The organism is Mycobacterium sp. SP-6446 (assembly GCF_001954045.1).
Classification (GTDB): domain Bacteria; phylum Actinomycetota; class Actinomycetes; order Mycobacteriales; family Mycobacteriaceae; genus Mycobacterium.
Genome location: NZ_MBEM01000065.1, coordinates 20,341 through 46,519 on the forward strand (window position 1 = coordinate 20,341; position 26,179 = coordinate 46,519).

Annotated in this window: 29 protein-coding genes; 13 read left to right on the plus strand and 16 right to left on the minus strand. The window is 66.6% G+C overall.

The window, feature by feature from the left end; translation table 11 throughout:
- Positions 1 to 2 precede the first annotated feature (2 nt).
- On the plus strand, positions 3 to 1,442 hold the full coding sequence (locus A5736_RS05365; RefSeq protein WP_076122688.1) for a cell wall metabolism sensor histidine kinase WalK: 1,440 nt from the start codon (positions 3 to 5) through the stop codon (positions 1,440 to 1,442).
- A 3-nt stretch (positions 1,443 to 1,445) separates the two neighbouring features.
- Here the strand turns inward: A5736_RS05365 and A5736_RS05370 are convergent, their stop codons facing one another.
- The gene (locus A5736_RS05370) at positions 1,446 to 1,850 is read right to left on the minus strand and encodes an HIT family protein (protein ID WP_076122687.1); all 405 of its coding nucleotides are present in this window, start codon (positions 1,848 to 1,850) and stop codon (positions 1,446 to 1,448) included.
- Between the two features lie 76 nt (positions 1,851 to 1,926).
- On the opposite strand from A5736_RS05370, the gene A5736_RS05375 reads away from it, so the two are divergent.
- Positions 1,927 to 2,571, plus strand: a complete 645-nt coding sequence (locus A5736_RS05375; RefSeq protein ID WP_076122769.1) for a dihydrofolate reductase family protein — start codon at positions 1,927 to 1,929, stop codon at positions 2,569 to 2,571.
- Here the strand turns inward: A5736_RS05375 and A5736_RS05380 are convergent.
- The 3 genes from A5736_RS05380 to A5736_RS05390 are packed head-to-tail and all read right to left on the minus strand — an operon-like array spanning position 2,558 to position 4,066.
- Entirely contained in the window at positions 2,558 to 3,058 is a 501-nt protein-coding gene (locus tag A5736_RS05380) for a YkgB family protein (protein ID WP_076244950.1), read from the minus strand. The genes A5736_RS05375 and A5736_RS05380 overlap by 14 nt on opposite strands.
- Positions 3,055 to 3,573, minus strand: a complete 519-nt coding sequence (locus tag A5736_RS05385; RefSeq protein WP_175611196.1) for a GNAT family N-acetyltransferase — start codon at positions 3,571 to 3,573, stop codon at positions 3,055 to 3,057. The genes A5736_RS05380 and A5736_RS05385 overlap by 4 nt, the downstream gene beginning before the upstream one ends.
- A complete protein-coding gene (locus tag A5736_RS05390) occupies positions 3,557 to 4,066 on the minus strand; it encodes a hypothetical protein (RefSeq protein ID WP_076244954.1) in 510 nt (169 codons plus the stop codon). The genes A5736_RS05385 and A5736_RS05390 overlap by 17 nt, the downstream gene beginning before the upstream one ends.
- Before the next feature lie 99 nt (positions 4,067 to 4,165).
- Here A5736_RS05390 and A5736_RS05395 point away from each other — a divergent pair, with 99 nt between their 5' ends.
- Positions 4,166 to 4,798, plus strand: a complete 633-nt coding sequence (locus A5736_RS05395) for an RNA polymerase sigma factor (RefSeq protein ID WP_076244955.1) — start codon at positions 4,166 to 4,168, stop codon at positions 4,796 to 4,798.
- Positions 4,795 to 5,034, plus strand: coding sequence for an anti-sigma factor (locus A5736_RS05400; protein WP_233147960.1), 240 nt, complete (start codon positions 4,795 to 4,797; stop codon positions 5,032 to 5,034). Before A5736_RS05395 ends, A5736_RS05400 begins: the two co-directional genes overlap by 4 nt.
- A 99-nt stretch (positions 5,035 to 5,133) precedes the next feature.
- Here A5736_RS05400 and A5736_RS05405 read toward each other — a convergent pair whose 3' ends face one another.
- From A5736_RS05405 to A5736_RS05445, 9 genes are all read right to left on the minus strand, one after another.
- Complete coding sequence (locus tag A5736_RS05405) at positions 5,134 to 5,553, minus strand: ketosteroid isomerase family protein (protein ID WP_076122683.1); 420 nt, start codon at positions 5,551 to 5,553, stop codon at positions 5,134 to 5,136.
- Positions 5,554 to 5,568: 15 nt separating this feature from the next.
- Positions 5,569 to 7,584, minus strand: coding sequence for an FAD-dependent oxidoreductase (locus tag A5736_RS05410; protein WP_254848289.1), 2,016 nt, complete (start codon positions 7,582 to 7,584; stop codon positions 5,569 to 5,571).
- Positions 7,585 to 7,602: 18 nt separating this feature from the next.
- Entirely contained in the window at positions 7,603 to 8,730 is a 1,128-nt protein-coding gene (locus A5736_RS05415) for an NDMA-dependent alcohol dehydrogenase (RefSeq protein WP_076244957.1), read from the minus strand.
- Positions 8,731 to 8,881: 151 nt separating this feature from the next.
- The gene (locus A5736_RS05420; protein ID WP_076244959.1) at positions 8,882 to 9,436 is read right to left on the minus strand and encodes a hypothetical protein; all 555 of its coding nucleotides are present in this window, start codon (positions 9,434 to 9,436) and stop codon (positions 8,882 to 8,884) included.
- A gap of 5 nt (positions 9,437 to 9,441) precedes the next feature.
- Complete coding sequence (locus A5736_RS05425; protein WP_139333142.1) at positions 9,442 to 9,648, minus strand: ferredoxin; 207 nt, start codon at positions 9,646 to 9,648, stop codon at positions 9,442 to 9,444.
- Positions 9,649 to 9,658: 10 nt separating this feature from the next.
- Positions 9,659 to 11,008, minus strand: coding sequence for a cytochrome P450 (locus A5736_RS05430; RefSeq protein ID WP_076244961.1), 1,350 nt, complete (start codon positions 11,006 to 11,008; stop codon positions 9,659 to 9,661).
- Positions 11,005 to 11,829, minus strand: coding sequence for an SDR family oxidoreductase (locus tag A5736_RS05435; protein ID WP_076244963.1), 825 nt, complete (start codon positions 11,827 to 11,829; stop codon positions 11,005 to 11,007). The genes A5736_RS05430 and A5736_RS05435 overlap by 4 nt, the downstream gene beginning before the upstream one ends.
- Positions 11,830 to 13,047 carry a cytochrome P450 gene (locus A5736_RS05440; RefSeq protein WP_076244965.1) on the minus strand — a complete coding sequence of 406 codons (1,218 nt, stop codon included), beginning with the start codon at positions 13,045 to 13,047 and terminating at the stop codon, positions 11,830 to 11,832.
- Positions 13,044 to 13,682: a TetR family transcriptional regulator gene (locus tag A5736_RS05445; RefSeq protein ID WP_076244966.1), complete on the minus strand. Its 639-nt coding sequence runs from the start codon at positions 13,680 to 13,682 to the stop codon at positions 13,044 to 13,046. Before A5736_RS05445 ends, A5736_RS05440 begins: the two co-directional genes overlap by 4 nt.
- Positions 13,683 to 13,900: 218 nt before the next feature.
- Here A5736_RS05445 and A5736_RS05450 point away from each other — a divergent pair, with 218 nt between their 5' ends.
- From A5736_RS05450 to purD, 5 genes are read left to right on the plus strand one after another with little or no spacing between them, the layout of a single operon-like run.
- The gene (locus A5736_RS05450; RefSeq protein WP_076244968.1) at positions 13,901 to 15,370 is read left to right on the plus strand and encodes an aldehyde dehydrogenase; all 1,470 of its coding nucleotides are present in this window, start codon (positions 13,901 to 13,903) and stop codon (positions 15,368 to 15,370) included.
- Between the two features lie 17 nt (positions 15,371 to 15,387).
- Entirely contained in the window at positions 15,388 to 16,137 is a 750-nt protein-coding gene (locus A5736_RS05455) for an SDR family oxidoreductase (RefSeq protein ID WP_076244985.1), read from the plus strand.
- Entirely contained in the window at positions 16,134 to 16,988 is an 855-nt protein-coding gene (locus A5736_RS05460; RefSeq protein ID WP_076122674.1) for an NAD(P)-dependent oxidoreductase, read from the plus strand. The genes A5736_RS05455 and A5736_RS05460 overlap by 4 nt, the downstream gene beginning before the upstream one ends.
- Positions 16,989 to 17,426, plus strand: coding sequence for a carboxymuconolactone decarboxylase family protein (locus A5736_RS05465; RefSeq protein ID WP_076064283.1), 438 nt, complete (start codon positions 16,989 to 16,991; stop codon positions 17,424 to 17,426). It begins immediately after the preceding gene.
- 22 nt (positions 17,427 to 17,448) lie between these two features.
- Positions 17,449 to 18,717: a phosphoribosylamine--glycine ligase gene (purD, locus tag A5736_RS05470; RefSeq protein ID WP_076244970.1), complete on the plus strand. Its 1,269-nt coding sequence runs from the start codon at positions 17,449 to 17,451 to the stop codon at positions 18,715 to 18,717.
- Between the two features lie 6 nt (positions 18,718 to 18,723).
- On the opposite strand, the gene ggt is transcribed toward purD, so the two are convergent.
- Both ggt and A5736_RS05480 read right to left on the minus strand, forming a co-directional pair.
- Positions 18,724 to 20,307 (minus strand): gamma-glutamyltransferase, encoded by a 1,584-nt coding sequence (gene ggt / locus A5736_RS05475; protein WP_076244971.1) that lies wholly within the window; start codon positions 20,305 to 20,307, stop codon positions 18,724 to 18,726.
- A gap of 30 nt (positions 20,308 to 20,337) precedes the next feature.
- Positions 20,338 to 21,234 (minus strand): alpha/beta hydrolase-fold protein, encoded by an 897-nt coding sequence (locus A5736_RS05480; protein ID WP_076244973.1) that lies wholly within the window; start codon positions 21,232 to 21,234, stop codon positions 20,338 to 20,340.
- Between the two features lie 72 nt (positions 21,235 to 21,306).
- On the opposite strand from A5736_RS05480, the gene A5736_RS05485 reads away from it, so the two are divergent.
- Positions 21,307 to 21,924 carry a TetR/AcrR family transcriptional regulator gene (locus tag A5736_RS05485; RefSeq protein WP_076122670.1) on the plus strand — a complete coding sequence of 206 codons (618 nt, stop codon included), beginning with the start codon at positions 21,307 to 21,309 and terminating at the stop codon, positions 21,922 to 21,924.
- Here the strand turns inward: A5736_RS05485 and A5736_RS05490 are convergent.
- Positions 21,903 to 22,673, minus strand: a complete 771-nt coding sequence (locus A5736_RS05490; RefSeq protein WP_076244975.1) for a DUF429 domain-containing protein — start codon at positions 22,671 to 22,673, stop codon at positions 21,903 to 21,905. The genes A5736_RS05485 and A5736_RS05490 overlap by 22 nt on opposite strands.
- 136 nt (positions 22,674 to 22,809) lie before the next feature.
- Between A5736_RS05490 and purB the strand changes: the two genes are divergently transcribed.
- The 3 genes from purB to A5736_RS05505 form a co-directional block, all read left to right on the plus strand.
- Positions 22,810 to 24,228 carry an adenylosuccinate lyase gene (gene purB / locus A5736_RS05495; RefSeq protein WP_076244977.1) on the plus strand — a complete coding sequence of 473 codons (1,419 nt, stop codon included), beginning with the start codon at positions 22,810 to 22,812 and terminating at the stop codon, positions 24,226 to 24,228.
- Positions 24,225 to 25,466 (plus strand): cytochrome P450, encoded by a 1,242-nt coding sequence (locus A5736_RS05500; protein WP_076122667.1) that lies wholly within the window; start codon positions 24,225 to 24,227, stop codon positions 25,464 to 25,466. Before purB ends, A5736_RS05500 begins: the two co-directional genes overlap by 4 nt.
- Before the next feature lie 2 nt (positions 25,467 to 25,468).
- The coding region (locus A5736_RS05505) for a C4-dicarboxylate ABC transporter (RefSeq protein ID WP_076244979.1) at positions 25,469 to 26,179 on the plus strand (711 nt) is incomplete at its 3' end.

A 26,179-nucleotide genomic window follows, 5' to 3' on the forward strand; every position in this document is an offset into this window, starting at 1 on the left:
GCATGCGCACGGACAGGCACCGAGCGGTTCGACGCGGAGTACCCCTCCGGGTGGGCCTGGTCGCGGCGACCCTGCTGTTGGTGGGCTGCGGTCTGGTGGCGTCCGGGATCGCGGTCACGTCGATCCTTCGTCATAGTCTGATCAGCCGGATCGACCAGACGCTGCTCGACGCATCCCGCGGCTGGGCCCAGGCACCACGGCGCCAATCCGCGCCTCCGTACGAGGGCCCGGACCCGGGCCGGCCACCGTCGAAGTTCTACGTGCGCGGCGTCGGCATCGATGGCACCCCTTTTACGGCGATCAACGATCGCAACGCCGAACCGGCGCTGCCGCCCGACAACAACGTGGGACCCAATCCCACGACGCTGCCCTCGGTCAATGGCTCCGATATCCAGTGGCGTGCGGTGTCGGTGCGCGGGCCACACGGTTTGATCACCGTCGCGATCGACCTGTCCGATGTCCAGCACACCCTGCGATCGCTGGTGTTGTTGCAGATCGGCATCGGGGCGGCGGTGCTGGTGGTGGTCGGGGTCGCGAGCTTCGTGGTGGTGCACCGCAGCCTGCGGCCGCTCTACGAAGTCGAGCACACCGCCGCCGCGATCGCGGCGGGGCAGCGTGACCTCTTGGTTCCAGAACGAGACCCACGAACCGAGGTGGGCCGACTTTCGTTGGCGCTCAACGGAATGCTGACCCAAATTCAGCAGGCGCTGGCGTCTTCGGAGTCGTCGGCCGAGAAGGCCCGCGGCTCGGAGGAGCGGATGCGACGGTTCATCACCGACGCCAGCCACGAGCTGCGCACGCCGTTGACCACCATTCGGGGCTTCGCGGAACTGTATCGGCAGGGCGCCGCGCGTGACGTTGCCATGCTGCTTTCGCGGATCGAGAGCGAAGCCAGCCGGATGGGCTTGCTCGTGGACGACCTGCTCCTGCTGGCGCGGTTGGACGTGCAACGGCCGTTGGAGTACCACCAGGTCGACTTGCTGGCGCTCGCCAGCGATGCAGTGCACGACGCGCAGGCGATCGACCCGACGCGCCGCATCACGATGGAAGTTTTTGACGGTCCTGGCATCCCCGAGGTGCTCGGCGACGAGCCCCGGATGAGGCAGGTGCTGAGCAACCTAGTTGCGAATGCACTGCAGCACACCCCGCCGAGCGCCGACGTCGTCGTCCGCGTCGGCACGGAAGGCGACGACGTGGTGCTCGAGGTGGCCGACACGGGTCCCGGGATGAGCCAGCAGGACGCGTCGCGGGTGTTCGAGCGGTTCTATCGCACCGACTCGTCGCGGGCTCGGGCCAGCGGCGGCACCGGGCTCGGCTTGTCGATCGTCGACTCGCTGGTGCACGCGCACGGCGGCGACGTCACCGTTACCACCGCGCCCGGGGAGGGTTGCTGCTTCCGCGTCAGGCTGCCGCGCAGCAGCGACGTGCCCACGCGCGTTTGAGCTTTAAGCCAGTTGCTCCAACGCGGCCTTGATCCTGGCTTGGGCCTGGTCGAGGGATTCCGGCGACGGGTTTCGGTCGACGTTGGCAAAGCCGAAATCGCTCAGGCTGCGGGTGGGGAAGACGTGGACGTGCAGATGAGGCACTTCCAGCCCCGCGATGATGACCCCGGCACGCTCCGTCCTGAACGCCTTGCATACCGCCTTGCCGATCAGCTGGCTCACCGCCATGACTTTTGAGAACGCCGCGTTGTCGACGTCCTGCCACTGATCGATCTCCTCGCGCGGCACCACCAGGGTATGCCCCTGTGTCATCGGCTCGATGGTCAAGAACGCGACGACGTCGTCGTCCTCGTACACGAAACGGCCGGGCAGTTCACGGTTGATGATCTTGGTGAAGATCGACGCCATGGGCCAAGCATATGTGCCGATGAGTTTGGGCGGTCTCGATGGTCAGTCCTGCAAAGACCAACAAGGAGACTTCGCCATGTCACAGGTGCGCGTGCACAACTTTTCGGTTTCCCTCGACGGCTTCGGTACCGGCATCGGGCAGAGCATGGATGCGCCGTTCGGACACGCCGGCGGTCGGTTGCACGAGTGGTTCTTCGGCACGCGCACGTTCCGTGCGATGCACGGCGAGTCCGGCGGGACGACGGGCATCGACGACGCCCTGGCCAGCCAGGCGTGGCCCGGAATCGGCGCCGAAATCATGGGACGCCACAAGTTCGGACCGCAGCGCGGCCCGTGGACCGGCGATGAATGGAAGGGTTGGTGGGGCGCCAACCCGCCATTTCATACCCCGGTCTTCGTGCTCACCCACCACCCCCAACCGTCGATCGAGATGGAAGGTGACACGACTTTCCACTTCATCGACGCAAGTCCCGCTGAATCCCTCCGCATCGCCCGAAAGGCCGCCGGGGACAGCGACATTCGCCTCGGCGGAGGCCCGTCGAGCGTCCGCCAATTCCTCGCGGCCGACCTCGTCGACCACCTACACATCGTGGTGGTGCCGATCATCCTGGGGCGCGGTGAGTCGTTGTGGCAGGGACTCGAGGGCATCGAAGAGCGATTCGCCGTGGAATCGGTGAGCAGCCCCAGCGGCGTCACGCACCTGATCTTTACCCGTCGCTAGGCGTGTCGCGGGCTGCCAGCGCGTCGGCAAGCGTCCAGACCGCGAGACCCAGTAGCGCGACGTCTTTGAGGAGGAATCCGCCGTCCGTCGACAGCAGGGGAAAGCCTCCGGCGGCGGCGTCGAAGACGCCGGGTGTGGTGAACAAGAAGCTGATGGTGGCGATGAAAAGGCCGATCGCCATCACGCTGCCCGCGATCGATGCTCGGGGCGCCCATGGTTTGAGCGAAAGCAGCAGGGCCGCAGCGAGTTCGAAGATCCCCAGGAGGGCCGAGAAAGTGCTGACCGAGAACACGGCATAGAGCCAACTCATGAACGGGCTATGCGCGACGAGCGGTTGAATTCCCTGCGCCTCGTAGGACGTGAATTTCATGGCGCCGATCCAGGCGATCACGACGACCAAGCCGTAGCGGGCGAGCACACTGCCCAGCCGCGCCGTGGCGTCGGCTATCGCGGGCTTTTGAGTGGAAACGTTGTACCGCAGGTTCATTGAGCACATCCTTCATTGCGGGTCATTCGATAGCGGGTTACTGGCCCCAAGGGGCCGCGTATGCGGGCGATGGGGGTCATGCCGAGCCGTTCTATCACCGCGGCCGACGCGGCGTTGCCGTGGTCGACCTCGGCGAAAACCTCCGCGAGTCCCAATTTGCCTAGTGCGTAATCGATCACGCCGCCGGCCGCCTCGGTCGCGTAGCCGTTGCCCCAGCTGTCGCGGGTCAGGCTATAGAAGACTTCCAGGCCCAGGTCCGCCAACGGCCGCAGCCCAACCGCGCCGACGGGTGGACGATTGGCTTCGAGCCGAATGAGCCACAGCCCATATCCGGCGGACGCGAAGCCGCGAACGCTTTCCATGATGGTTGCCACTATCTCGTCCGGGACTGCGGGTGTTGCGTCGAACAAGAACCGGCGAATCGGTGGATCGCTCCAATGGGAGATCAAGAAGTCGGCATCGTCCGCCGATACCGGACACAGCGTAAGCCGTTGCAGTTCAAGCACATCCGTCACATCGGACTCCAACCGGTGGGGCGAAGATGGCATCCCGCGATCTCACCAGGCCCGCGAGCATCAGCACGCAGTATCCGTAGGGCAGCACCATGAGCGGCTGCCCGGTTGCGCTGAAGAAGCGGGTGGCCATGATCGCGTCGTGGAGACCGACCCATACGAAGCAAAAGGCAAGGAACCACCATGCCCAGCGCTGTCCGTCGCGCAGCCCGAATCGCGCAACGACAATCACGGCGACCGCGCCGGCCACGATGTTGACCCCGCCGACCGAGCCGCTCAACTGCGTCCAGGCCGGGGCATCGAGGCCGGCGCGCGAAAGATCGGAGTAGGAGAAGTCGAGGGTGCCTAACCCCGTCCACCACGGAGAATTTGCGCGTGCCGCCACACCGATCCACGTGGTCAGGAGCGTGGTCAATCCGGCCGCGAGGGGAACGAAGCCGGCGGCGAAATTCAGTTTCCAGCCCGGAACCGCGGAACGGCTCGTGGATGATTGCATGTTGATTGGTGTGCGCGGGATCGTCCGGCGTTACACAGGTGGGCGTGTAACGATCGGACCCCTCCCGCCAACTAACTCCAGAGCTAGCGTTAGGTCGCGATGACTGTGAAAGACGAGTCGGGGCTGATTGCGGCGCTGCGTGACGGCGACGAGGCCGCATTCGCCCAGCTCGTCGATCAGTACACCCCGGCGATGCTGCGGGTGGCGCGTGGTTATGCGCCGACACACCAGATCGCCGAGGAGGTCGTCCAGGAAACCTGGATCGCGCTGTTGAAAGGAATTTCGAGATTTGAAGGCCGATCCTCGTTACGCACTTGGCTTTTCGCCGTGGTAATCAACATCGCCAAGCAGCGGGGTTTGAGGGAACGCCGCGACGCCGACGCGGAGATCGCCGCGTATACCGGTGGCACTGTCGATCCCGGGCGATTCCGTGGTGCCGATGACCCGGTGTGGCCGGGTCATTGGAAGGAACGTCAAGAACCCGCCGCGTTCCCCGACACCCCGGAGGGGTCGGTCCTCGCCGATGAATTGGTCGCGGTTGCGCGACGCGAACTCGACAAACTACCGGAACGTCAGCGCATGGTTGTGTCGTTGCGCGACATGCTCGGATTCGACTCCAGCGAGGTGTGCGAATTGCTCAACATCAGCGTGGCCAATCAGAGGGTGCTGTTGCACCGCGGCAGGGCCGCCGTCCGGCAAACACTCGAGAACTACCTGGCGGACCCGTCATGAGCGCGCGGCCGATGGACTGCAACGAGCTGGTCGAGCTCGTCACCGCCTATCTGGACGACGCGCTCGACGAGCAGACCCGCGCCCGCTTTGTCGACCACCTGCAAGCGTGTGACGGTTGCGAAAACTATCTTCAGCAATTCCGCATGACGGTGGCGACACTCGGCAAAGTTCCCGACGAGGAACTCGACCCCGCCTTCCGCGACCGACTGCTCAGCGCATTTCGCCACTGGCAATAGAGCAAGGACAGCATACGGGTGCCGAGATTGCCGTAATGGCTGTGGTCGCCGTCCAATTCGCGACCATGACGGCAATTTCGGCGCGTGAAGCGGCGCCGGCTACTCGTCCTTGCCGAACTTCATCGCGTCGAGGTTCCAGTACCCTCGCATGTTGGTGATCAGCCCCGCGTCGTTGACCTTGTAGGTGAACACCCCGCGCACCTCGCTCGTGACACCACCCTCAAACTTGCTGTGCAGCACCAGGATATGGGCTATCTCGTCGGGCGAGCTGGACGGGAACGTCTCCTCGCAGGTGATCGTCAGCTGATTGGCCGCGATGTTGTTGTCGTAAAAGGCGGCGACGCCTTCCTTGCCCTTCACCCCGTCGCCGTCGGGGTTGGTCACGGACTTGCCGATGGGGTCCTCGATGACGACGTCGTCGGCCATCAGCGCCAGCCAGCCCTCCCTGTCGTGGGCCTGCACGCACCGCCACGACGATTGCGACGCGGTCAGTGCCGGCGATTGGGCGGTTTGGGTCATGGTTTCCTCCTGTCTCTAGATTGCGCACGCGGCGCGTGCGCCCTCCTCGGTGGCTTTGCGGATGAGGCCGAGGCCGCTGCAGTCGCCGGCGGCGTGCACCTCGGCGCCGGGCATGGCGGCGACCAGGCTGTCGAACAACGCGGTGTCGGGCTCGACCGTCCCGGCCAGCACGACGCTGTCGGCGGGCAGTTGCCGCCGGGTGCCGCCGGAGGGCGTGAACACCACGGCGGTGGTCGTGATTCGTTCGACGTTCGCCCGGACATGGACGGTGACGCCGAGCCGGTCCAGGCGATCCATGTGCTCGGTCTTGCGCTTGTTGCCCACCTCGGGAGCGATGTCCTTGCCGGCCTCGAGCACCGAAACCAGCCGGCCCCGGCTCGCGAGAAATTCGGCCAGTTCCAGCGCGACCAGGTCGCCGCCGACGATGGCCACCCGTCGCCCGACGGGCATCCACGCCCTGCTGGCGAGGCGAACCGCCGTGGGGCGCACCAGCCGCTGCCGCCAGCCGGCGAAAAGTTGGCCATCGAGGAATGCGCGTAACCCGGGTCCGGTGCGGACGTGCGGCAGGTCGGCGCCCGGTATCGTCGGCACGTCGACATGTCCGCCGGTGGCCACGATCACCGCGTCGGGTGCATGTCTGACGATCTCCTCGGCCGAAACCTCATGGCGCAGGACGACTTTCGCGGCGCTCGACTTGACCTCGTCGCGCAGATAGTGCAGGAATGGCTGGTTCTCCGGGTGCAGCACCGACGCCCACCGCAGCGCGCCGCCCAATTGGCCGCCACGTTCGAAAAGCTGGACGCGATGGCCCCGCTCGGCGGCCACGCGGGCGGCCTCGAGTCCCGCGGGCCCGCCGCCGATCACCATCACGCGCCTGGCGCGATGGGTGCGAGGCGCCGCCAATTCGCGCTCCTTGCCGGTGCGGGGATTGACGGCACAGTCGACGGAGAAGCGTTGTTCCATTGAGTCGATGCAGTTTTCGCACGAGATGCACTTGCGAATCCGGTGCGCCTGCCCGGACCGCAGTTTGCGTGGCAGCTCGGGGTCGGCGAGCAGCGGGCGGCCCATCGCGATGAAATCCGCACGCCCTTCGGCGAGGATTTCCTCGGCCCGGGCCGGGTCGTGGATCCGGCCGACGGCGATCACCGGCACGTCGACGGCCTGCTTGACTGCGGCGGCGGCGCCGACGTTGAGCGCGTCGCCGTCGTCGGCGCCGTTGACCATCCCGGTGACCAGCCGGTCGATCACGCCGCCGCTGACGTGAAACGCATCAACGCCGGCGGCCACCAGTTCTGGTGCCACGCGCGCGGTTTCGTAGATCGGCCGTCCTCCGGCCACCCGTTCGTAACCGGAGATCCGCAACGTGATGGGCAGGACGTCGCCCACCTCGGAGCGAATCGCCGCCAGCGCGTCGAGCACGACCCGCATCCTGCCGCGCGACGAGTCGCCCCGATAGTCATCGGTGCGTCGATTGCGTTGCGGGGCAAGGAAAGAACCCAGCAGCATGTAGCCATGCGCGGCGTGCAGCTCGATCCCGTCGTATCCCGCCTCGGCGGCGCGGCGCACCGCGGCCTTGAATAGGTCGAACACCTCGCGGAGCTGAGCCGTGCTGATCTCCGTCGAGGGGCGGCCGGTGAGATAGGACGGGATCACCGAGGGCCCCAAGGACGGGACGCCGAAGATCTCCGGACCCAGTCCGTCGGGGCCGGCGTGCACGATCTGAGGCTGGATCTTGGCGCCGTGTTCGTGCACCGCCTCGACCAGCGCACGGTGGGCGTCGACCGCCTCGTCGGTGGCCAGATGCAGGCCGCCCGGAGTCTCGGGGTGACGATGGTCGATTCCGGTGGCGCCCAACGTGATCAGCCCGACGCCACCGCGAGCTCGGGCGGCGAAATAGTCGCGGGTGCGCTGCGACGGCAGCCCGTCGGGCGTGCCGTACATCGTCTCCATCGGAGACATCACCAACCGGTTGCGCACCGTCATGGCGCCGATTCGCCCGGGCGCCAACAGATGCGGAAAGCCGGCAGTCACCGGCAAGCCGATGGTCGGCTACCGATCGGCGTCCGTGTAGCGGATGACGCCGCGAATGTTCTTGCCGTCCAGCATGTCCTGGTAGCCATCGTTGATCTGCTCGAGCCGGTACTGGCGGGTGATCATGTCGTCCAGGTTGAGCTTGCCGGCCTTGTACATCGACAGCAGCTGCGGAATGTCGTACTGCGGGTTCCCGCCGCCGAAGATGGTGCCCTGCAGGTTCTTCTGCATCAGGGTCAGCATCGCCAGGTTCAGCGTCACATTGGTGTCCAGCAGGCTGCCGATCGCGGTCAGCACGCAGGTACCACCTTTTTGGGTGATGTTCAGGTAGGCGTCGACGTCGGCGCCCTGCAGCTCACCGACCGTGACCACCACTTTGTGCGCCATCAGGCCGTAGGTGACCTCGGCCATGCCCATCAGCGCCGCGTTGATGTCGGGGTAGACGTGGGTGGCGCCGAACTTCAGCGCCTGATCGCGCTTCCACTCCACCGGGTCGATCGCGAAGATGTAGCGGGCGCCGGCGTTGACGGCACCCTGCAGCGCGGCCATGCCGACGCCACCGACGCCGACGATGGCGACGTCCTGGCCCGGGCGGATGTCGGCGGTGCGGACCGCCGAACCGTAGCCGGTGGTGACGCCGCAACCCACCAGGGCGGCCACCTCGAAGGGCACCGACGGGTCGATCTTCACAACCGAGCTGCGGTGCACGACCATGTACGGCGAGAACGTGCCCAGCAGCGTCATCGGGTAGACGTTCTGGCCACGGGACTGGATGCGGAAGGTGCCGTCGGACACCGCCTCCCCGCCGAGCAGCCCGGCACCCAGGTCACACAGGTTGCGCATGCCCGCCTGACAGGTCGCACACTGCCCGCATGACGGGATGAACGACAGCACCACGTGATCACCCGGGGCGATGTCCTCCACGCCCGGCCCAACCTCGGTGACAATGCCCGCGCCTTCGTGCCCGCCGAGCACCGGGAAGCCCGCCATCGGGATGCCGCCCGTGACCAGGTGATGGTCGGAGTGGCACATGCCCGCCGCTTCCATCTGGATCTTGACCTCGTGCGCTTGCGGGTCGCCGATCTCGATCTCCTCGATGGACCACGGCTGGTTGAATTCCCAGATCAGTGCGCCTTTTGTCTTCACGTTGGACCTGACCCCATTTCGCCTTTGAATTGAGACTGCCCGACCCATCTTGCCTGGCAGCGGTGGTGACGGGTGCCACAGGGCACTCCTGTCGCGTCAGCATAGCGCGTGCAACAAATCAAATGCTTGGTTGGGTGGGCGGGACCCCGGTTCACCAGATCGGAACGGGCGCCTGCCCGAGCGGGTAGTAGCCGGGCAGCTTCTCACCAGCGAGGCTGCGCTCGATCCGCTTTTGCATGCCGGCCGACAGGTCGCCGGACTCGATGAGCTTCGCGAACATCTTCGCGACATGACCGAAGTCGAAGAAGTCCCGCTGCCACTCGATGAGCCCCTCGCCGTTGAGGCGGAACCAGCTGCCGCCGATGCCGTAGATCTCGTCCTGCGTGCCGTCGGCCTTGTTGACGATCTGCTTCCAGAAGCCGACGATCTCGCCCTGCTTCTCGTCGATGAGCACCTTCTGGTACTCGTACACCCAGTTCTCCAGGCCCTCCATCTCCAGGCCGAGTGCGACATCGCGGATTTCGTCGACGCCCACGCACATCACGTCTTCCTTGGGGCCGATGTTCCAGCCGTAGGTCGCGTCCTTGGTGTAGAAATCCGCCAGCGGCTTCCAGTCGCCGGCCTTTTCGCAGTCCTTGTTGGCCTGCAGCCAGCGGTCAACCCATGCCTCGAGGTCTGCGCGAGAATGTGACGCCTGTGAATTCATGGGTCCTAGTCTTCTTTCTCTTTGATGAATAGTGCTCGGGTTGGACACATTTCGACCGCCCGCTCGACTTCCTCGCGGGCTTCCTCGGGCGGCTCGGCATCGATGATCTCGACCTTGCCCCGCTTGGGCACCCGGAAGTAGTCGGGCGCTTCCAGTTCGCACATCGCGTGGCCCTGGCACAGATCCAAGTCGGCTTCGACTCGGTAACCCATCATTACCTTCTTATTTTCGGACGCGGTAGCGCACTTTGGCGGGCCGGGCCAGCTGCACCACCATCTTGGAATGGTCGTTGCGATAGCTTTCCGGCGGCTGCGCCATCTCGAATTCGTACTCGCGCAACAGAACCGAGAAGATCGCTTTGATCTGCATGGTCGCGAACGCCGCGCCGACGCAACGGTGCCGACCGGCGCCGAACGGAATCCACGTCCACCGGTTGGCGAGGTCGGCCTGCTCGGGCTTGTTGTATCGGTCCGGGTTGAAGCCGTCGGGGTCGGGGAAGTCTTCGGGGATTCGGTTCGAGATGGCAGGCGACGCGGCGACGTAGTCGCCGTTGCGGATCGGGAAGCCCTCGACCTCGAAATCGCCCTTGGCGACCCGCATCAGGATGATCAGCGGCGGGTGCAGGCGCAGGGTCTCCTTGACAACGTTGTCCAGCTTCGGAATCTGGCGCAGCGCATGGAAACTCACCTCCTGCCCGTCGGCGTAGAGCTCCTCCAGCTCGGCCAGCACCTCGGCGTAGACGTCGGTGTGGCGGATCAGCTCGATCAGCGTCCAGGCCGACGTTCCGGAACTGGTGTGGTGCCCGGCGAACATCAGTGAGATGAACATGCCGGTGACCTCGTCGGCGGAGAACCGGGGATTGCCGTCGTCGTCCTTGATCGACACGAGCACGTCGAGCATGTCGCGATCGCTCTTGTCCTGCGGCGGATTGGCGACGCGCTGATTCATGATCTCCTGCACCAGCGCAACAAGCTTGACCCGTGCCTCGTCGCGGCGCTGGAAGCTCTCGATCGGAAGATACGGGTCGACGTAGCACAGCGGGTCGGTGCCGCGCTCCAGCTCGTGGTAGTACTCCGCGAAGCGCGAGTCCAACTGGTTGCGGAATTTCACGCCGATCAGGCACGCGGTCGAGGTGTAGATGGTCAACTCGGAGAAGAAGTCGAGCAGTTCGATCTCGCCCTCCTCGCCCCAGTCCGCGATCATCCCCTTGACTTGGGCTTCGATGGTGGCCGCGTGGCCCTTCATCTGCTCGCCGCGCAGCGCCGAGTTGTGCAGCATCTCCTTGCGCCGCTCCGGGCTGGCGTCGAATACCACTCCCTTGCCGAAGATCGGTGCCATGAACGGATACGCCGCTGCCTGGTCGAGATCCTCATCGGCGGAACGGAAGAAGAACTCGTTGGCGCCCGCGCCCGACAGCAGGATGACGCGCTTGTCGGCCAGCTGGAATTCGCCGACGTCCCCGCACTCGTCACGGGTGCGCTGCATCAGGCCGATCGGATCGGTGCGGAACTCCTCCAGATGACCGTGTTCGTCTTCGCCGCCGGAAACCCGCGGCACGATGGCGGTTGTCATGATGGCACCCCCTCCTCGCCGAGGGCGAGCTTCTGACGATCTTTTTTGTCGGCCAACGGGGCCTCGGGCTGAAGCTCCATGTTCGCGATGAAGCCACCACGGGGTGTCTCGGCGACGAACGTGATGGCTCGTGCCAGGTCCGCCGCTCTCAGGAAATAGTCGTGGCGCGCCTGGCCCCACTTGGCCCAATCCTCAAGTGCGGGGCCAATTTTCTCGGCCGGCAGGCTCCAGCCCATCCCGGTCTTGGTGGGGCCCGGGTGCACGATCGAGGCCCGCACGCCGGTGCCCTCGAGCTCCATCTGGAGGTTGGTGACCATCGCGACAAGCGCCGCCTTTGCCGCGCCGTAGGCGCCCATGTGTGGCCGCTGGCGCAGTGCCACGTCGGAGCCGACGAAAATCAGGTCGCCGCGCTGCCGGTCGAGCATGCCGGGCAGCACCGCGGTTGCCAGTCGGTTAGCGCCGACGAGGTGGATCTGCACCTGCGACTCAAACTCGTCTGTGCTGATCTCGGCGAGCTTGCCAAAGTAGGTGTCGCCCGCGCCGGCGACCAGGACCTCGATCTCCCCGAGCGCGTCGACCGACTGTGCGACAAAGGATTTCACCGAGTTCGGGTCGGTGACGTCAAGGTGGAATCCGACCGCTTCGCCCCCTTCGGCGTTGATCTTGCCGACGATGTCGTTCAGCTTCTCGACCCGGCGGGCGCCGAGGGCGACCGGAAAGCCATGCGCAGCGAGTTCGATGGCGGTGGCCTCTCCGATGCCGGAGGAGGCGCCGGCCACGATCGCCGGCCGACGCTCGGGCAAGGGATCAAAGCGGGGCATTCAGCGGACCTCCACGGTCATGGGTAGGTGAGCGAATCCGCGGACATTGCTGGAGTGGACGCGGACGGCATTGGCCTCGTCTACCTGATATCCGCGGATTCGCTTGAACAGCTCGGTCAGCGCCACGCGTGCTTCCATCCTGGCCAGATGGGCGCCCAGGCAGAAATGCGCGCCGCTGCCGAAACTCATGAGCTTGGAGCCGATGTCGCGTCCGATGACGTAGTCGTCGGGGTTGTCGAACACCCGCTCGTCGCGGTGGGCCGATCCGGGCAGCAACAGCAGGACGTCGCCCTCGGGGATCGTGGTGTCGTAGAGGGTGAGCTCGCCGGATACGGTGCGCGCCAGAATCTGGCTGGACGTGTCATAGCGCAGCGTCTCTTCCACCCACAGCGGGACCCGGGACAGGTCGGCGTAGACGGGAGCGAGCTGATCGGGATTCTTGTAACCCCAAAATGCGGCATTGGCAAGGAGTTTCGTGGTGGTCTCGTTGCCGGCGATCACCATCAGGAACATGAACCCGAGGATTTCCTCGTCGGTGAGCCGGTCGCCGTCGATCTCCGCGGCCAGCAGCGCCGACGTTAGATCCTCGGTCGGCTGCTTGCGCCGCTCGGCGATCATCTGCTGGTAGTAGACGATGAGGTTGATCGACGCCTCGATCGCCGAAGCCGGCACGTCGTTGACGCCGTCCTCGCGATGCATCACGCCGTCGGCCATCGCGCGGATGCGGTCGCGGTCGGCAAGAGGCACGCCCATCAGTTCGGAGATGACGTCCATCGGGAGCTTGCCGGCGAATTCCGCGACATAATCCACGGTTCCCGAGCCCGCCTTCTCCAGCATGGCGTCGAGATGCTGCACCGCGAGCTCGGTGACGCGTGGCTCGAGTTCCCGGATCCGGCGCGGCGTAAAGCCTTTCGACACCAGCGTGCGCAGACGCAAATGCGCCGGATCGTCCATCGCCAGGAACGACATCGTCTTCGACGCGTGCGGTCCGCGTGAGACCGGGTCCAGCGACACGCCGTCGCGGTTGGAAAGCGTTGTGCTGTTCCGAAACCCGTGCAGCACATCTTGATGCCGGGACAACGCCCAGAACTCCAGTTCCTCGTTGCGGTACAAGGGGGCGTCGTCGCGCAGCCGCTTGTAATAGGGGTACGGATCCTCATGGAAGTCGTAGTCGTAGGGATCGAGGACCAGCTCGTGGTCTCCAACATGCACCGTCATTTGGTTGTTGACTCCTGGCTCGTCTCGCTGGCGCCGGCCAGGATGAGGCGCACCACATAGGTCAGCCGGTCGGCGATCTCGTGATAGGTGAATTCGCCGCTACCCGCCTGCACGAGCGCACCGAAGAAGGCCATCTCCAGCGCCGACACGGTGGTGGGGTTGGCGCCGGGCCCGATGGCGGTGGAAATGCGGCGGTGAATTTCCGCGCCGATGCGGTCGCGCGCGGCGCTGACCGCGGGATCGGCACCGCCGCCGAGCAACGCCGTGGTGCACGCCGCGCTGACCTCGGGCTCGTCGGCGACGACGAGGGCCAGATGGCGCAGCGCCTTATCCACCCGCGCGGGCATGGGGTCGTTGACGTCGGTGAAGTACGGGACCTGCCGGACGAGGTCGAGGTACACCTCGGCGATCAGGTGATTCTTCGACGAGAAGTAGGTGTAGGCGGTGGCGGGGGCGACCCTGGCGCGCGCCGCCACCGCGCGCACCGTCAGGTCGGCATACGACTTCTCGCGCAGGGTCTCGATGCCGGCGGCGAGCACCTTGCGGAACGTCTCTTCCTGGCGCCGGTTGCGCGGCGCCTGACCGGTCTGGTGCTCGGCTTGGGATGTGATCGTAACCAGGGCATCGCTGGACACATGTCCAAACTATCGGATAGGCGGGAGGCGAGGCAAGCCCGTTCGGTAAATATCCAGCTTAACGCGCACTTAGCCGGGACCTCAGCGGGTCGAGCGGCATCGGCTCTTGCACCGCGGACGGCCTGGCGACTATGGTGCGATGGGACAATATCGGACAACTGTCCACTCGACTGATTTCGTGGATTTGCCCTTCGAATCGCCACAGACGGGAGCGGGAGATGGCCCTGTTGGCCGACGGCGTGAGCGCCCTGTTCATCGACGGCAAGATGTCGACCGGAAACGCGGGCACCTTCCCGACCATCAATCCGGCGACCGAGGAGGTGCTCGGCGTCGCCGCCGACGCCGACGCCGACGACATGGGCCGCGCGATCGACGCCGCCCGGCATGCCTTCGACGAGACGGACTGGTCGCGCAACACCGAATTGCGGGTGCGGTGTGTTCGGCAGCTGCGAGATGCGATGCAGCAGCACCTCGAAGAATTGCGCGACATCACCATCGCCGAAGTTGGCGCACCGCGCATGCTCACCGCGATCGCTCAGCTCGAAGTCCCGGTCAACGACCTCGCGTTCGCGGCCGATACCGCCGAATCCTACGAATACAGTCAGGATCTCGGCGAGGCGTCACCGATGGGGATCCCCACCCGGCGCACCATCGCCCGCGAGGCCGTCGGCGTCGTCGGCGCCATCACCCCGTGGAACTTCCCGCACCAGATCAACCTCGCCAAGATCGGGCCCGCGCTGGCCGCCGGAAATACCGTCGTCCTGAAGCCCGCCCCCGACACACCCTGGTGCGCCGCCGTGCTCGGGGAGCTCATCGCCGAGCACACCGACTTTCCGCCCGGCGTGATCAACATCGTCACGTCCAGCGACCACGGCGTGGGTGCGCTGTTGGCCAAAGACCCTCGGGTGGACATGGTTTCGTTCACCGGATCGACCGCCACCGGCCGCAGCGTGATGGCCGACGGCGCCGCGACCATCAAGAAGGTATTCCTCGAGCTGGGCGGCAAGTCGGCGTTCATCGTCCTCGACGACGCCGACCTGAACGCCGCGGTGGGCGTGGCGGGGTTCTCGGTGTGCATGCACGCCGGGCAGGGATGCGCAATCACCACCCGGCTGGTGGTCCCGCGGGCGCGGTACGACGAAGCCGTCTCGGACGCGGCCGCGACAATGGGCGGTATCAAGCCCGGCGACCCGACCGACCCCGGAACCATTTGCGGCCCAGTGATTTCCGCACGCCAGCGCGACCGGATCCAGGGCTATCTGGATTCGGCGATCGCCGAGGGCGGGACGTTCGCGTGCGGCGGAGGCCGGCCGGCCGACCGGGACGTCGGTTTCTTCATCGAGCCGACCCTGATCGCGGGGTTGGGCAACGACGCCCGCTGCGCGCGCGAGGAGATCTTCGGCCCAGTCCTGACGGTGATTCCGCACGACGGCGACGACGATGCCGTCCGCATCGCCAACGACTCGCCATACGGGTTGTCCGGCAGCGTGTTCGGCGCCGACCCGGAGAGGGCGGCGCAGGTCGCGGCACGGATCCGCGCGGGCACGATCAATGTCAATGGCGGCGTGTGGTACTCCGCCGACGCGCCGTTCGGCGGGTACAAGCAGTCCGGCAACGGCCGGGAAATGGGGCTGGCCGGCTTCGAGGAATACCTGGAAGTCAAAACCATTGCGACAGCAATTCAGTGAACGTCCGAAAGGAAAAGATGCGGTTCGAAAACAAGGTCGCCATCGTCACCGGATCGGGCGGCGGCATCGGCCAGGCGTACGCCGAGGCGCTGGCACGTGAGGGCGCTGCGGTAGTCGTGGCGGACATCAACGCGGAGGCGGCCGAGGGGGTGGCCAAGCAGATCGCCGCCGACGGCGGCACGGCGCTGGCCGTTCCGGTCGACGTGTCCGATCCGGAGTCGGCCAAGGCGATGGCCGATCGCACGCTGGCCGAGTTCGGTGGCATCGACTACCTCGTCAACAACGCGGCGATCTTCGGCGGCATGAAGCTGGACTTCTTGCTCACCATCGACCCCGAGTACTACAAGAAGTTCATGAGCGTCAACCTCGACGGCGCGCTGTGGTGTACCCGCGCGGTGTACAAGAAGATGTCCAAGCGCGGCGGCGGTGCAATCGTCAACCAATCGTCCACAGCCGCGTGGCTCTACGCGAACTACTACGGCCTGGCCAAGGTCGGGGTCAACGGTTTGACCCAGCAGCTCTCGCGGGAACTGGGCGGCCGCAACATCCGGATCAACGCGATCGCGCCCGGCCCCATCGACACCGAGGCCAACCGGACCACCACGCCCAAGGAGATGGTCGACGACATCGTCAAGGGTCTTCCGTTGTCGCGCATGGGAACTCCCGACGACCTGATCGGCATGTGCCTGTTCCTGCTGTCCGACGAGGCCTCGTGGATCACCGGGCAGATCTTCAACGTCGACGGCGGGCAGATAATACGATCATGACGGACCTGAAGCTGGGCTATATCGGCCTGGGAAACATGGGTGCACCGATGGCCACGAAGATGACCGAATGGCCCGGCGGAGTAACGGTTTACGACATCCGGACCGAGGCGATGACGCCACTGGCCGAAAAAGGCGCCGGCCTGGCCGACAGCGTGGCAGACGTCGCCGCCGCGGACATCATCCATATCACCGTGCTCAACGACGCCCAGGTGCGAGAGGTTGTCGCCGAGCTGGCCGCCCATGCGAAGGCGGGGACGGTCATCGCGATCCACTCGACCATCAGCGACACCACCGCCGTCGAGCTGGCGGCCGAACACAAACCGCAAGGAATCCACATTGTCGATGCGCCGGTAAGTGGTGGGGCGGCCGCCGCGGCGAAGGGTGAGCTCGCCACCATGGTGGGCGCCGAGCGAGAGGTGTACGAGCGCATCAAGCCGGCGTTCAAACACTGGGCGGCGATGGTCATTCACGCCGGTGAGCCCGGTGCGGGGACACGAATGAAGCTGGCCCGCAACATGTTGACGTTCACCTCGTATGCCGCGGCATGCGAAGCGATGAAGCTGGCCGAGGCGGCCGGGCTCGATCTGCAAGCCCTGGGCCGGGTGGTGCGCCATACCGACCAGCTGACCGGCGGGGCCGGGGCGATCATGGTCCGCGACGACATGAAAGACCTTGAGCCCGACCACTTCCTGTACCAGCCGTTCGTGCACGCCCGCGGCCTGGGGGAGAAGGATCTGAGTCTGGCGCTGGCCTTGGGTGAAAGCGTATCGGTTGAGCTACCGCTCGCGGAGCTGGCCTTCAGGCGGCTAGCGGCCGGCCTCGGAGTACCGCACACACAGGAAGAAACATAAATGGACGAACTGCGCCGCAAGGGCCTCGAAAAAATGAACGAGGTCTACGGCTGGGAGATGCCCAACATCGAGGGCGACGCGTACTTCGACCTGACCGTCGACCACCTGTTCGGCACTATCTGGTCCCGGCCGGGATTGTCGATGCGCGACAAGCGCATCATGACGCTGACCGCGGTGACCGCCGTCGGAAATCGCGACCTGGCCGAGATCCAAATCAACGCCGCACTGCTCAACGGGGAGCTCAGCGAGACCGAGCTCAAGGAGATGGCCGTCTTCCTCACCCACTATCTCGGGTTCCCACTGGGCTCGGCGCTCAACGGCGCGGTCGACACCGTGGTGGCCAAGCGCAAGAAGGCCGCGGCAAAGGGCGCCGGGGAGGACAAGAAGGCCAACGTCGACAACGCGGTGAAGATGCACAGGGGCAATACCGGCGACTAGCGGGCCGCTAGAGTGACGTTTCGTGCGCGTCCTGGTAGTCGGCTCCGGTGCCCGTGAACATGCCCTGCTGCTCGCGCTCGGCAGGGACCCCCAGGTCACCGGGCTGGCCATCGCCCCCGGCAACGCCGGCACCGCCCGGCTCGCCGAGCAGCGCGATGTGGACGTCACCTCCGGCGAAGAAGTCGTCGCCCTGGCTCGCGAGGTTCGGGCCGACCTGGTGGTCATCGGTCCAGAGGTGCCGCTGGTGCTCGGGGTCGCCGACGCCGTCCGCGAGGCCGGCATCGTCTGCTTCGGCCCCGGTAAGGACGCCGCCCGCATCGAAGGCTCCAAGGCGTTCGCCAAGGAGGTCATGGCGGCCGCCGGTGTGCGCACCGCAGATAGCGAAATCATCGACAGCCCAGCCCTTTTGGACGCCGCCCTGGACCGGTTCGGGCCGCCCGCCGGCGACCCGAACTGGGTGGTGAAGGACGACCATCTTGCCGCGGGCAAGGGCGTGGTGGTGACGCCGGACCGCGACGTCGCGCGCGCGCACGCCGCCGCGCTGCTCGAGTCCGGTCACCCGGTGCTGCTGGAGTCCTATCTGGACGGCCCCGAGGTGTCGCTGTTCTGCGTCGTCGACGGCCCGACCGTCGTGCCGTTGTTGCCGGCACAGGACTTCAAGCGGGTGGGCGAGGGCGACACCGGGCCCAACACCGGCGGCATGGGCGCCTACGCGCCGCTGCCCTGGCTGCCCGACGAGCTGCACCGCGAAATCGTCAGCCAGATCGTCGAACCCGTTGCCGTCGAGCTGGTTCGGCGCGAAAGCCCGTTCTCCGGATTGCTGTACGTCGGCCTGGCGATCACCGCGAAAGGGCCCGCGGTCGTCGAATTCAATTGTCGTTTCGGCGATCCCGAGACTCAGGCCGTGCTGGCCCTGCTGGAGTCGCCGCTCGGCCAGCTGCTCTATGCCGCGGGCACCGGCACGCTGGCCGACTTCGGTGAGCTGCGCTGGCGGGACGGCGCCGCGGTGACCGTCGTGCTGGCGGCCGAAAACTATCCCGGGCGCCCCCGCGTCGGAGACGTCGTCGTCGGCTCCGAAGCCGAGGGGGTGCTGCATGCCGGGACGACCCGGCGCGACGACGGCGCGATCGTCTCGTCGGGCGGGCGGGTGCTGTCGGTGGTCGGCACCGGCGCCGACCTGACCGCGGCCCGCAGCAGGGCATACGAAATCCTCGGCTCAATTCGATTGCCCGGCAGTCATTTCCGAAACGACATCGGCCTGGCGGCCGCAGAGGGCAAAATTAGCGTCTAGCAGGTTTCAAAAACCCGCCGCTTGCCCGTCCCGGCGTGGATCGCTCGCCGCAAAATATCCGCCATCGAGGCACCAAATCGCTTGGCAGCTACCGAATTGGTTGTAATCGTCCACCGCCACCAGCTCATGCCCGCGCCGCCGGAGCTCATCGATCGTCGCGTTTGGGAATCCCCTTTCGCAGGTCACCTGCGTCCCCTCTACCCAACGGAAGCGGGGGCCGTCGCACGCCGCCTGCGGGTTCTGGCCGTGGTCGGCGATGCGCACCATCACCTGCACGTGGCCCTGGGGTTGCATGGGGCCGCCCATCACCCCGAAGCTCATCACGGGGTCTCCAGCTTTGGTGACAAAACCCGGGATGATCGTGTGATACGGGCGCTTGTTCGGGCCCACCTGGTTCGGATGGCCTTGCACCGCAGCAAAATCCGCGCCCCGGTTCTGCAGCGAAATCCCCGTGCCCGGCACCACCACACCGGAGCCGAATCCCAGGTAGTTGGACTGGATCATCGACACCATCATCCCCGCGGCGTCGGCGGCCGTCAGATACACGGTGCCGCCCGCCGGGGTGCCGGCAGACGCCGGTTTGGCCCGTCCACGGTCAATCAGCGCGGCCCGCTTCCGCAGATATTCCTTGTCCAGCAAGCGTTCTGCGGGAAATGGCATGTGGTCGGCGTCGGCGACGTACTCCTGGGCGTCGGCGAAAGCCAGCTTCACCGCTTCGATCTGAAGGTGCACGCTATCGGCGGAATCGGCAGGCAGCGAGGCCATGTCGAAGTGTTCCAGGATTCCCAGGGTGATCAGGGCCACGATGCCCTGCCCATTCGGCGGTATCTCGTGGACGGTGTAACCGCGATAGGTGGTGTCGATCGTGCCCACCCAGTCGGCGCGGTGAGCGGCGAGGTCGTCGGCCCGCATGGCGCCGCCGTTGGCCGCCGCATGCGACTCGAGTTTGTTCGCCAGCTCCCCTAGATAGAACGCCGCACCGCCGGTTGCCGCGATCTTCTCCAGGGTGGCCGCATGATCGGGAAACCTAAACCGCTCACCGGCTTTGGGCGCGCGGCCGTCGGGCATGAAGGCCTCGGCGAATCCGGGCTGCTCCTTGAAGAGCGGAACCTGAGCCGCCCACTGCTCCGCGACCGTCGGCGAGACCAGGAAGCCGTCGTGACCGTAGCTGATCGCGGGCTCGAACAGCTTGTCGAACGGGAGCTTTCCGAACTTGGTGTGCAATTCGGTCCACGCCGACACCGCTCCCGGTACGGTCACCGAATTCCAGCCGAGTGCGGGAACGGCGTTGCCGCCGAAGTACTCTGGCGTCCACGCCGCGGGTGAGCGACCCGATGCGTTCAGTCCGTGCAGTCGTTCGCCATCCCAGACGATGGCGAACGCGTCCGAGCCGATGCCGTTCGATACCGGCTCCACGATGGTCAGGGTGACGGCCGTCGCGACGGCGGCGTCGACCGCGTTGCCGCCCTGGGCGAGCATCCGAAGACCCGCCTGCGCGGCGAGGGGCTGCGACGTGCACACCACGTTGGCGGCCAGGACGGGTTTGCGGGGCCAGGCGTAGGGGAAGCTCCAACCGAACGGTGCGGTCACGCTCGCGAGCGTAACGCGCGCACCAAGGGCTCACGCCGTCAGCAGCGGTGCCATCCAGGTCAGCTCGGCCGGCAGCTGTGAGCTCCAGAATTCTGCGGTGTGCCCGCCAGGGGAGAAACCGCCCGCGGGCGGGTTGGGCAGTTGAGCGATGAATTGCTTGGTCGCCGCGTAGAACGGGTCGCTGTCACCGCAATCCACCCGGATCGGGATCGATGCCAGCGCAGGCATTCCGAACACCGAGTTGGCCGCGAAGTCGTCGGCGCCGTCGAACGCGCCGGGCGCGGCCGCGCCGGAGGACAGCCAGAGCGCCGGGCTCACCGCACAGATCGCGGCGGTGCGTGCGGGTCCCAGCCGCCCGCCGAGCAAGAGCGCGCCGTAGCCGCCCATCGACCAGCCCAGGAACGCGACCCGCGAGGTGTCCAGGTGCTGGCTATCCAGCATCGGGATCAGCTCGCCCAGCACCATCGCGCCCGCGTCTTCGCCGGAGGCCCTCTTGTGCCAATAGCCGCCGCCGCCGTCGACGGCGACCACCGCGAATGGCGGAAGGCCGGCGTTGACGGCCTGGGCCAGACCCTGCTCGACACCTCCGGCCATCACGGTGGACGCGTCACTGCCCTTGCCGTGCAGCGCGATGACCGGTCGCAGCGCCTTCGTCTGGCCCGGCGGGCGCGCGATCGCCCAATTGGTCGAGATTCCGCCGCGCGCCGCCGACACGAAGGAACCGGTCGTCATCGTCGGCGCAGCCTGAGCCGGCGGGGCGGGTTCAAGCGGCGGCGGAGCCAGCGGAACGTGCGTGCCGGCGCCCGACACCGGCATGGCGTGAGATGCGCGGGGCTGGAACAGGATGTCGAGCCCGTACGCGCCGGCCGCGCCGGCGGCCACGCCGACACCGAGACCGAGCACTGCGCGGCGGCTCAAGTCGGGCATCCGGCAATCATGCCATGGCTGTTTGGCCGAAATGGCATCGCAGTACCACTTTCACTGGCACCATGGCTATTCGTGACAGCAGCAGTTACTCCAAAAGGAGAACGCCGGCGGTACGCGCTCGTGAGCGCGGCCGCCGAGCTGCTTGCCGAGGGCGGCTTCGAAGCGGTGCGGCACCGAGCGGTCGCTCAGCGCGCGGGCCTGCCGTTGGCCTCTACCACTTACTACTTCTCGTCGCTCGACGATTTGATTGCGCGCGCGGTCGAACACATCGGCATGATCGAGGTGGCGCAGCTACGGGCGCGGGTCAACGGCCTGTCGCGGCGGCGCCGTGGGCCCGAGACCACCGCGGAGATGCTGGTTGAGTTGCTCGTGGAGGACGTATCCAGTCCGGGACTCGCCGACCAGTTGATTTCGCGGTACGAGCGGCTGCTCGCCTGTACCCGCCTGCCCGCGTTGCGTGAGACCATGCGCCGCAACCTGCGCCAGCGCGCGGAGGCCGTTGCCGAGGCCCTCGAGCGATCCGGCCGATCCGTGCATATCGAGCTGGTTCGCACGCTGCTCTGTGCGGTCGACGGTTCGGTGGTGTCCGCGATGGTCGAGGGCCGCGATCCCCGCATCGCCGCGCAGCAGACGGTGGTCGAAGTGATCGAGGTTTTGGCACCGATCGATCAGCGGGCCGTGCCGATCTGACCCGACTGCCGAAGCAAGTTCGGCGGCAGCGACGGCGTCACGATGTAGCCGGTGGTGAAGTCCCCATAGACCGTGACTGCGGCCGGGCAGCGCTGGGCGTACAACGCGACGTAGGCGCAGACGACGGCGTCGACGGGATCTTCTGCGCGGCGCAGATCGCTCTTGCGTTGCGCGGCGACCACCCGCCGGCGCAGCTCGACCCAGGCCTCGTGACCGGCGACATGCAGCGGGACGTCGCTTTGCGCGAGCTTCTCGACGCCGTCCATCAGCGCTAGCAGCTCCGACCTGAGCCGCTCGAGGCTGCGCCCGGGCTTGGCTTTGTACTTCAAAGTCCGCTCCAGCCGGAAGAGCACCACCGTCGCCGGGTGCGGGTACACCTCGATGGCGCGCCGCGTCGCCGACGATAGCGGGTCCATGTCGAGCTCCAGCGCCCGAGCCAATCGTGCGGCGCGGGGAACGTCGGCGAACTCGGGCTTCCCGGTGTTGGCCGGGTGGGCGCCGGCTTCGAACCTGCGGAAGTCGCGGTTAAGCGCGGTCTCGGCCGGCCGCTGGCCGGTGCTGTTGGTCACCACCAGCGGCGCATCGAAGGCGACCAGGCAATCGCCGCCTACGTACGGTCGCAACGCGGCCAGGATCTCGTCGTCGTCGCGGACCGCGCCGATGTGCACGAGGTGGCCCGCGGCGTCGACGACGGCCACGCCGGTCGGATTGCGGCCGGCCCAGGCGAGGTCGACGCCGGCGAAGAACATCCGCCAAGGGTATTGCCGCCGAGCGCGCGTAGGGCCTCGCACGTAACGCCGCGGCGATTTCCTGCCCGGTTTTTCGCCGCCACGTTACGCCCGGCGATGAGAATTCAGGGACCCGGCAACCGTAAGCTGTGTCTTTGTGAGCATTCCGAATGTGCTGGCCGACCGGTACGCCAGCGCCGAGATGGTCGCGATCTGGTCGCCGGAGGCCAAGATCGTCGCGGAGCGGCAGCTGTGGGTGGCCGTCCTACGCGCACAGGCGGAACTCGGTGTAGCGGTGCCCCCGGAAGCGATCGCCGACTACGAGCGGGTGCTCGGCGACGTGGACCTGTCCTCGATCGCGGCGCGGGAGAAAGTGCTGCGCCACGACGTCAAGGCCCGCATCGAGGAATTCAACGCCCTCGCCGGTCACGAGCATGTGCACAAGGGGATGACCAGTCGGGACCTGACCGAGAACGTCGAGCAGCTGCAGATCCGGCGATCGATGGAATTGGTTTTCTCCCACGGGGTGGCGGTGGTGGCGCGGCTCGCCGAACGGGCGGTCACGTATCGCGATCTGGTGATGGCCGGACGCAGTCACAACGTCGCCGCGCAAGCCACCACGTTGGGCAAGCGATTCGCTTCCGCGGCGCAAGAGATGCTGATCGCGTTGACCAGGCTGGGGGAGCTGATCGAACGCTACCCGTTGCGCGGGATCAAGGGCCCGATGGGAACCGCGCAGGACATGCTCGACCTGCTCGACGGCGACGCCGCCAAGCTATCCGAACTCGAAGGCCGCATCGCCGACTTCTTGGGCTTCGCAACGGTTTTGACCAGCGTGGGGCAGGTGTATCCGCGTTCCCTGGATCACGACGTGATCTCCGCGCTGGTGCAACTCGGCGCCGGACCGTCGTCGATGGCCCACACCATCCGGCTGATGGCGGGGCATGAGCTCGTCACCGAGGGCTTCGCTCCGGGGCAGGTCGGGTCGTCGGCCATGCCACACAAGATGAACACCCGCAGTTGCGAACGGGTCAACGGTTTGCAGGTGGTGCTGCGCGGCTACGCGTCGATGGCCGCCGAACTGGCCGGCGCGCAGTGGAACGAGGGCGACGTGTTCTGCTCGGTGGTGCGCCGAGTTGCCTTGCCGGACAGCTTCTTTGCCGTCGACGGGCAGATCGAGACGTTTTTGACGGTGCTCGACGAGTTCGGCGCCTACCCGGCGGTGATTCAGCGTGAACTGGATCGCTACCTACCGTTCCTGGCCACCACCAAGGTGTTGATGGCGGCGGTGCGCGCCGGCATGGGGCGCGAGGCCGCGCATCATGTGATTCGCGAACACGCCGTGGCGACGGCGCTGGCGATGCGCGAACGCGGCGCCGATCCCGACCTGCTGGATCGGCTGGCCGCCGACGAGCGCCTGCCGTTGGATCGCGCCGCGCTGGACGCCGCGCTCGCCGACAAGACGGCGTTCACCGGTGCCGCCGGCGACCAGGTCGACGACGTCGTCGCGATGGTAGACACCCTGGTCGGGCGATACCCCGATGCCGCCAAATACACCCCGGGAGCGATCCTATGACTCTGGCCGGCGCCCTCGCGGGGATCGATTTCACCGATCTGGACAACTTCGCGAACGGATTCCCGCACGACCTGTTCGCCGTCCATCGGCGGGAGGCACCGGTGTACTGGCACCAGCCGACCGACAACACCCCCGACGGGGAGGGCTTCTGGTCGGTCGCCACGCACGCCGAAACGCTTGAGGTGCTGCGCGATCCGGTCACCTACTCATCGGTCACCGGCGGCGTGCGGCCATTCGGCGGCACGCTGTTGCAGGACTTGTCCATCGCGGGCCAGGTGCTCAACATGATGGACGACCCGAGGCATTCGCAAATCCGGCGGCTCGTCAGCTCAGGGCTGACACCGCGGATGATCGGTCTGGTCGAGGACGATCTGCGGGCCCGGGCGCGCCGGCTGCTGGATGCGGTGGTGCCCGGGGAAGCGTTCGACTTCCTGGTCGACATCGCCGCCGAACTGCCGATGCAGATGATCTGCATCCTGCTGGGAGTGCCTGAATCCGAACGACATTGGCTCTTCGAGGCCATCGAGCCGCAGTTCGACTTCGGTGGTTCGCGGAAGGCGTCGCTGTCGCAGCTGTCGGTGGAGGAGGCCGGCTCGCGGATGTACTCCTACGGCCAGCAGCTGATCGCCTCCAAGCGCGCCGAGCCGACCGATGACATGCTGTCGGTCGTCGCCAATGCGATGCTCGACGACGCGGCCGCCCCGGCCCTTTCCGACCTCGAGTTGTACCTGTTCTTCAGCCTGCTGTTCAGCGCCGGCGCGGAGACGACGCGCAACGCGGTCGCCGGCGGGCTGCTGGCGTTGGCCGAACATCCCGACCAATTGCATGCGCTGCGTGCCGATCTCGACGGGTTGCCGACGGCGGTCGAAGAGATAGTGCGATGGACGTCACCGTCGCCGTCCAAGCGGCGCACCGCCACGCGCGATGTCACGCTCGGCGGGCAGTCGATCGAGGCGGGCCAGAAGGTACAGATCTGGGAGGGCTCGGCCAACCGCGACGCCCGCGTGTTCGATCGCGCCGACGAATTCGACATCACCCGAAAACCCAACCCGCACCTGGGCTTCGGCCAGGGCGTGCATTATTGCCTGGGTGCAAATCTGGCCCGGCTGGAACTACGGGTCCTCTACGAGGAACTGCTGACGCGGTTTTCCGCGGTGCGGGTGGTGCGGCCGGTCGAATGGACTCGCAGCAACCGGCATACCGGCATCCGGCATCTCGTTGTGGAACTGGCCGAGTAACCGTGACTTTCCGGCTCGCCGATGTCGAGCCGTCACCCGATGTGTTCGCCGCGGTGATGGCGACGGGGATCCTGTCCATCGCGGCGGCCGATCACGGCTACCGCCAAATCAGCGAAACGATGGGCGTTTTGGCCTCGCTCGGCCTGGTGGTGCTCGTCGTCGTGGTGATCCTCACGCGGCGCCATGCTCGTTGGGATCTGAAGGATCCCGATGTCACCTTGCGGCTGTTCACCTTTGTCGCCGCGTGCGCGGTGTTGGACAGCCGGGTGGCGTCTCGGCCCGTGCTGGCGCTGGCGCTCGGTGTGGTGGCGCTGGTGTCCTGGCTGGTGCTGATCGCGCTCAGCGCGCGCAACATGTCGGCGTTCGGGTGGTCACGGTTGCGCGACTGTGCCCACGGCGCGTGGGAGCTGGCCAGCGTGGGCACCGCGGGTCTGGCCATCGTGGCCGCCAAGGCGGCCCGGTACACCCCCCAGCGCTGGTGGCTGGCGGTGGCCGTGCCGGTTTGGCTGGCGGCGCTGTGCATCTATGGTCTGATGACCTGGCTGATCCTATGGCGCAGCGTCGCGCAGCGCCAGGACCGCGACGGGTTCGAGCCCGATACGTGGATCCTGATGGGGGGCTTGGCAATTGCGACATTGGCCGGCGACACGATCCACGGCCTGGCTCCGGCGTGGTTGACCGGGCCGGTGCTCGCCGTCACGGTGGTCACCTGG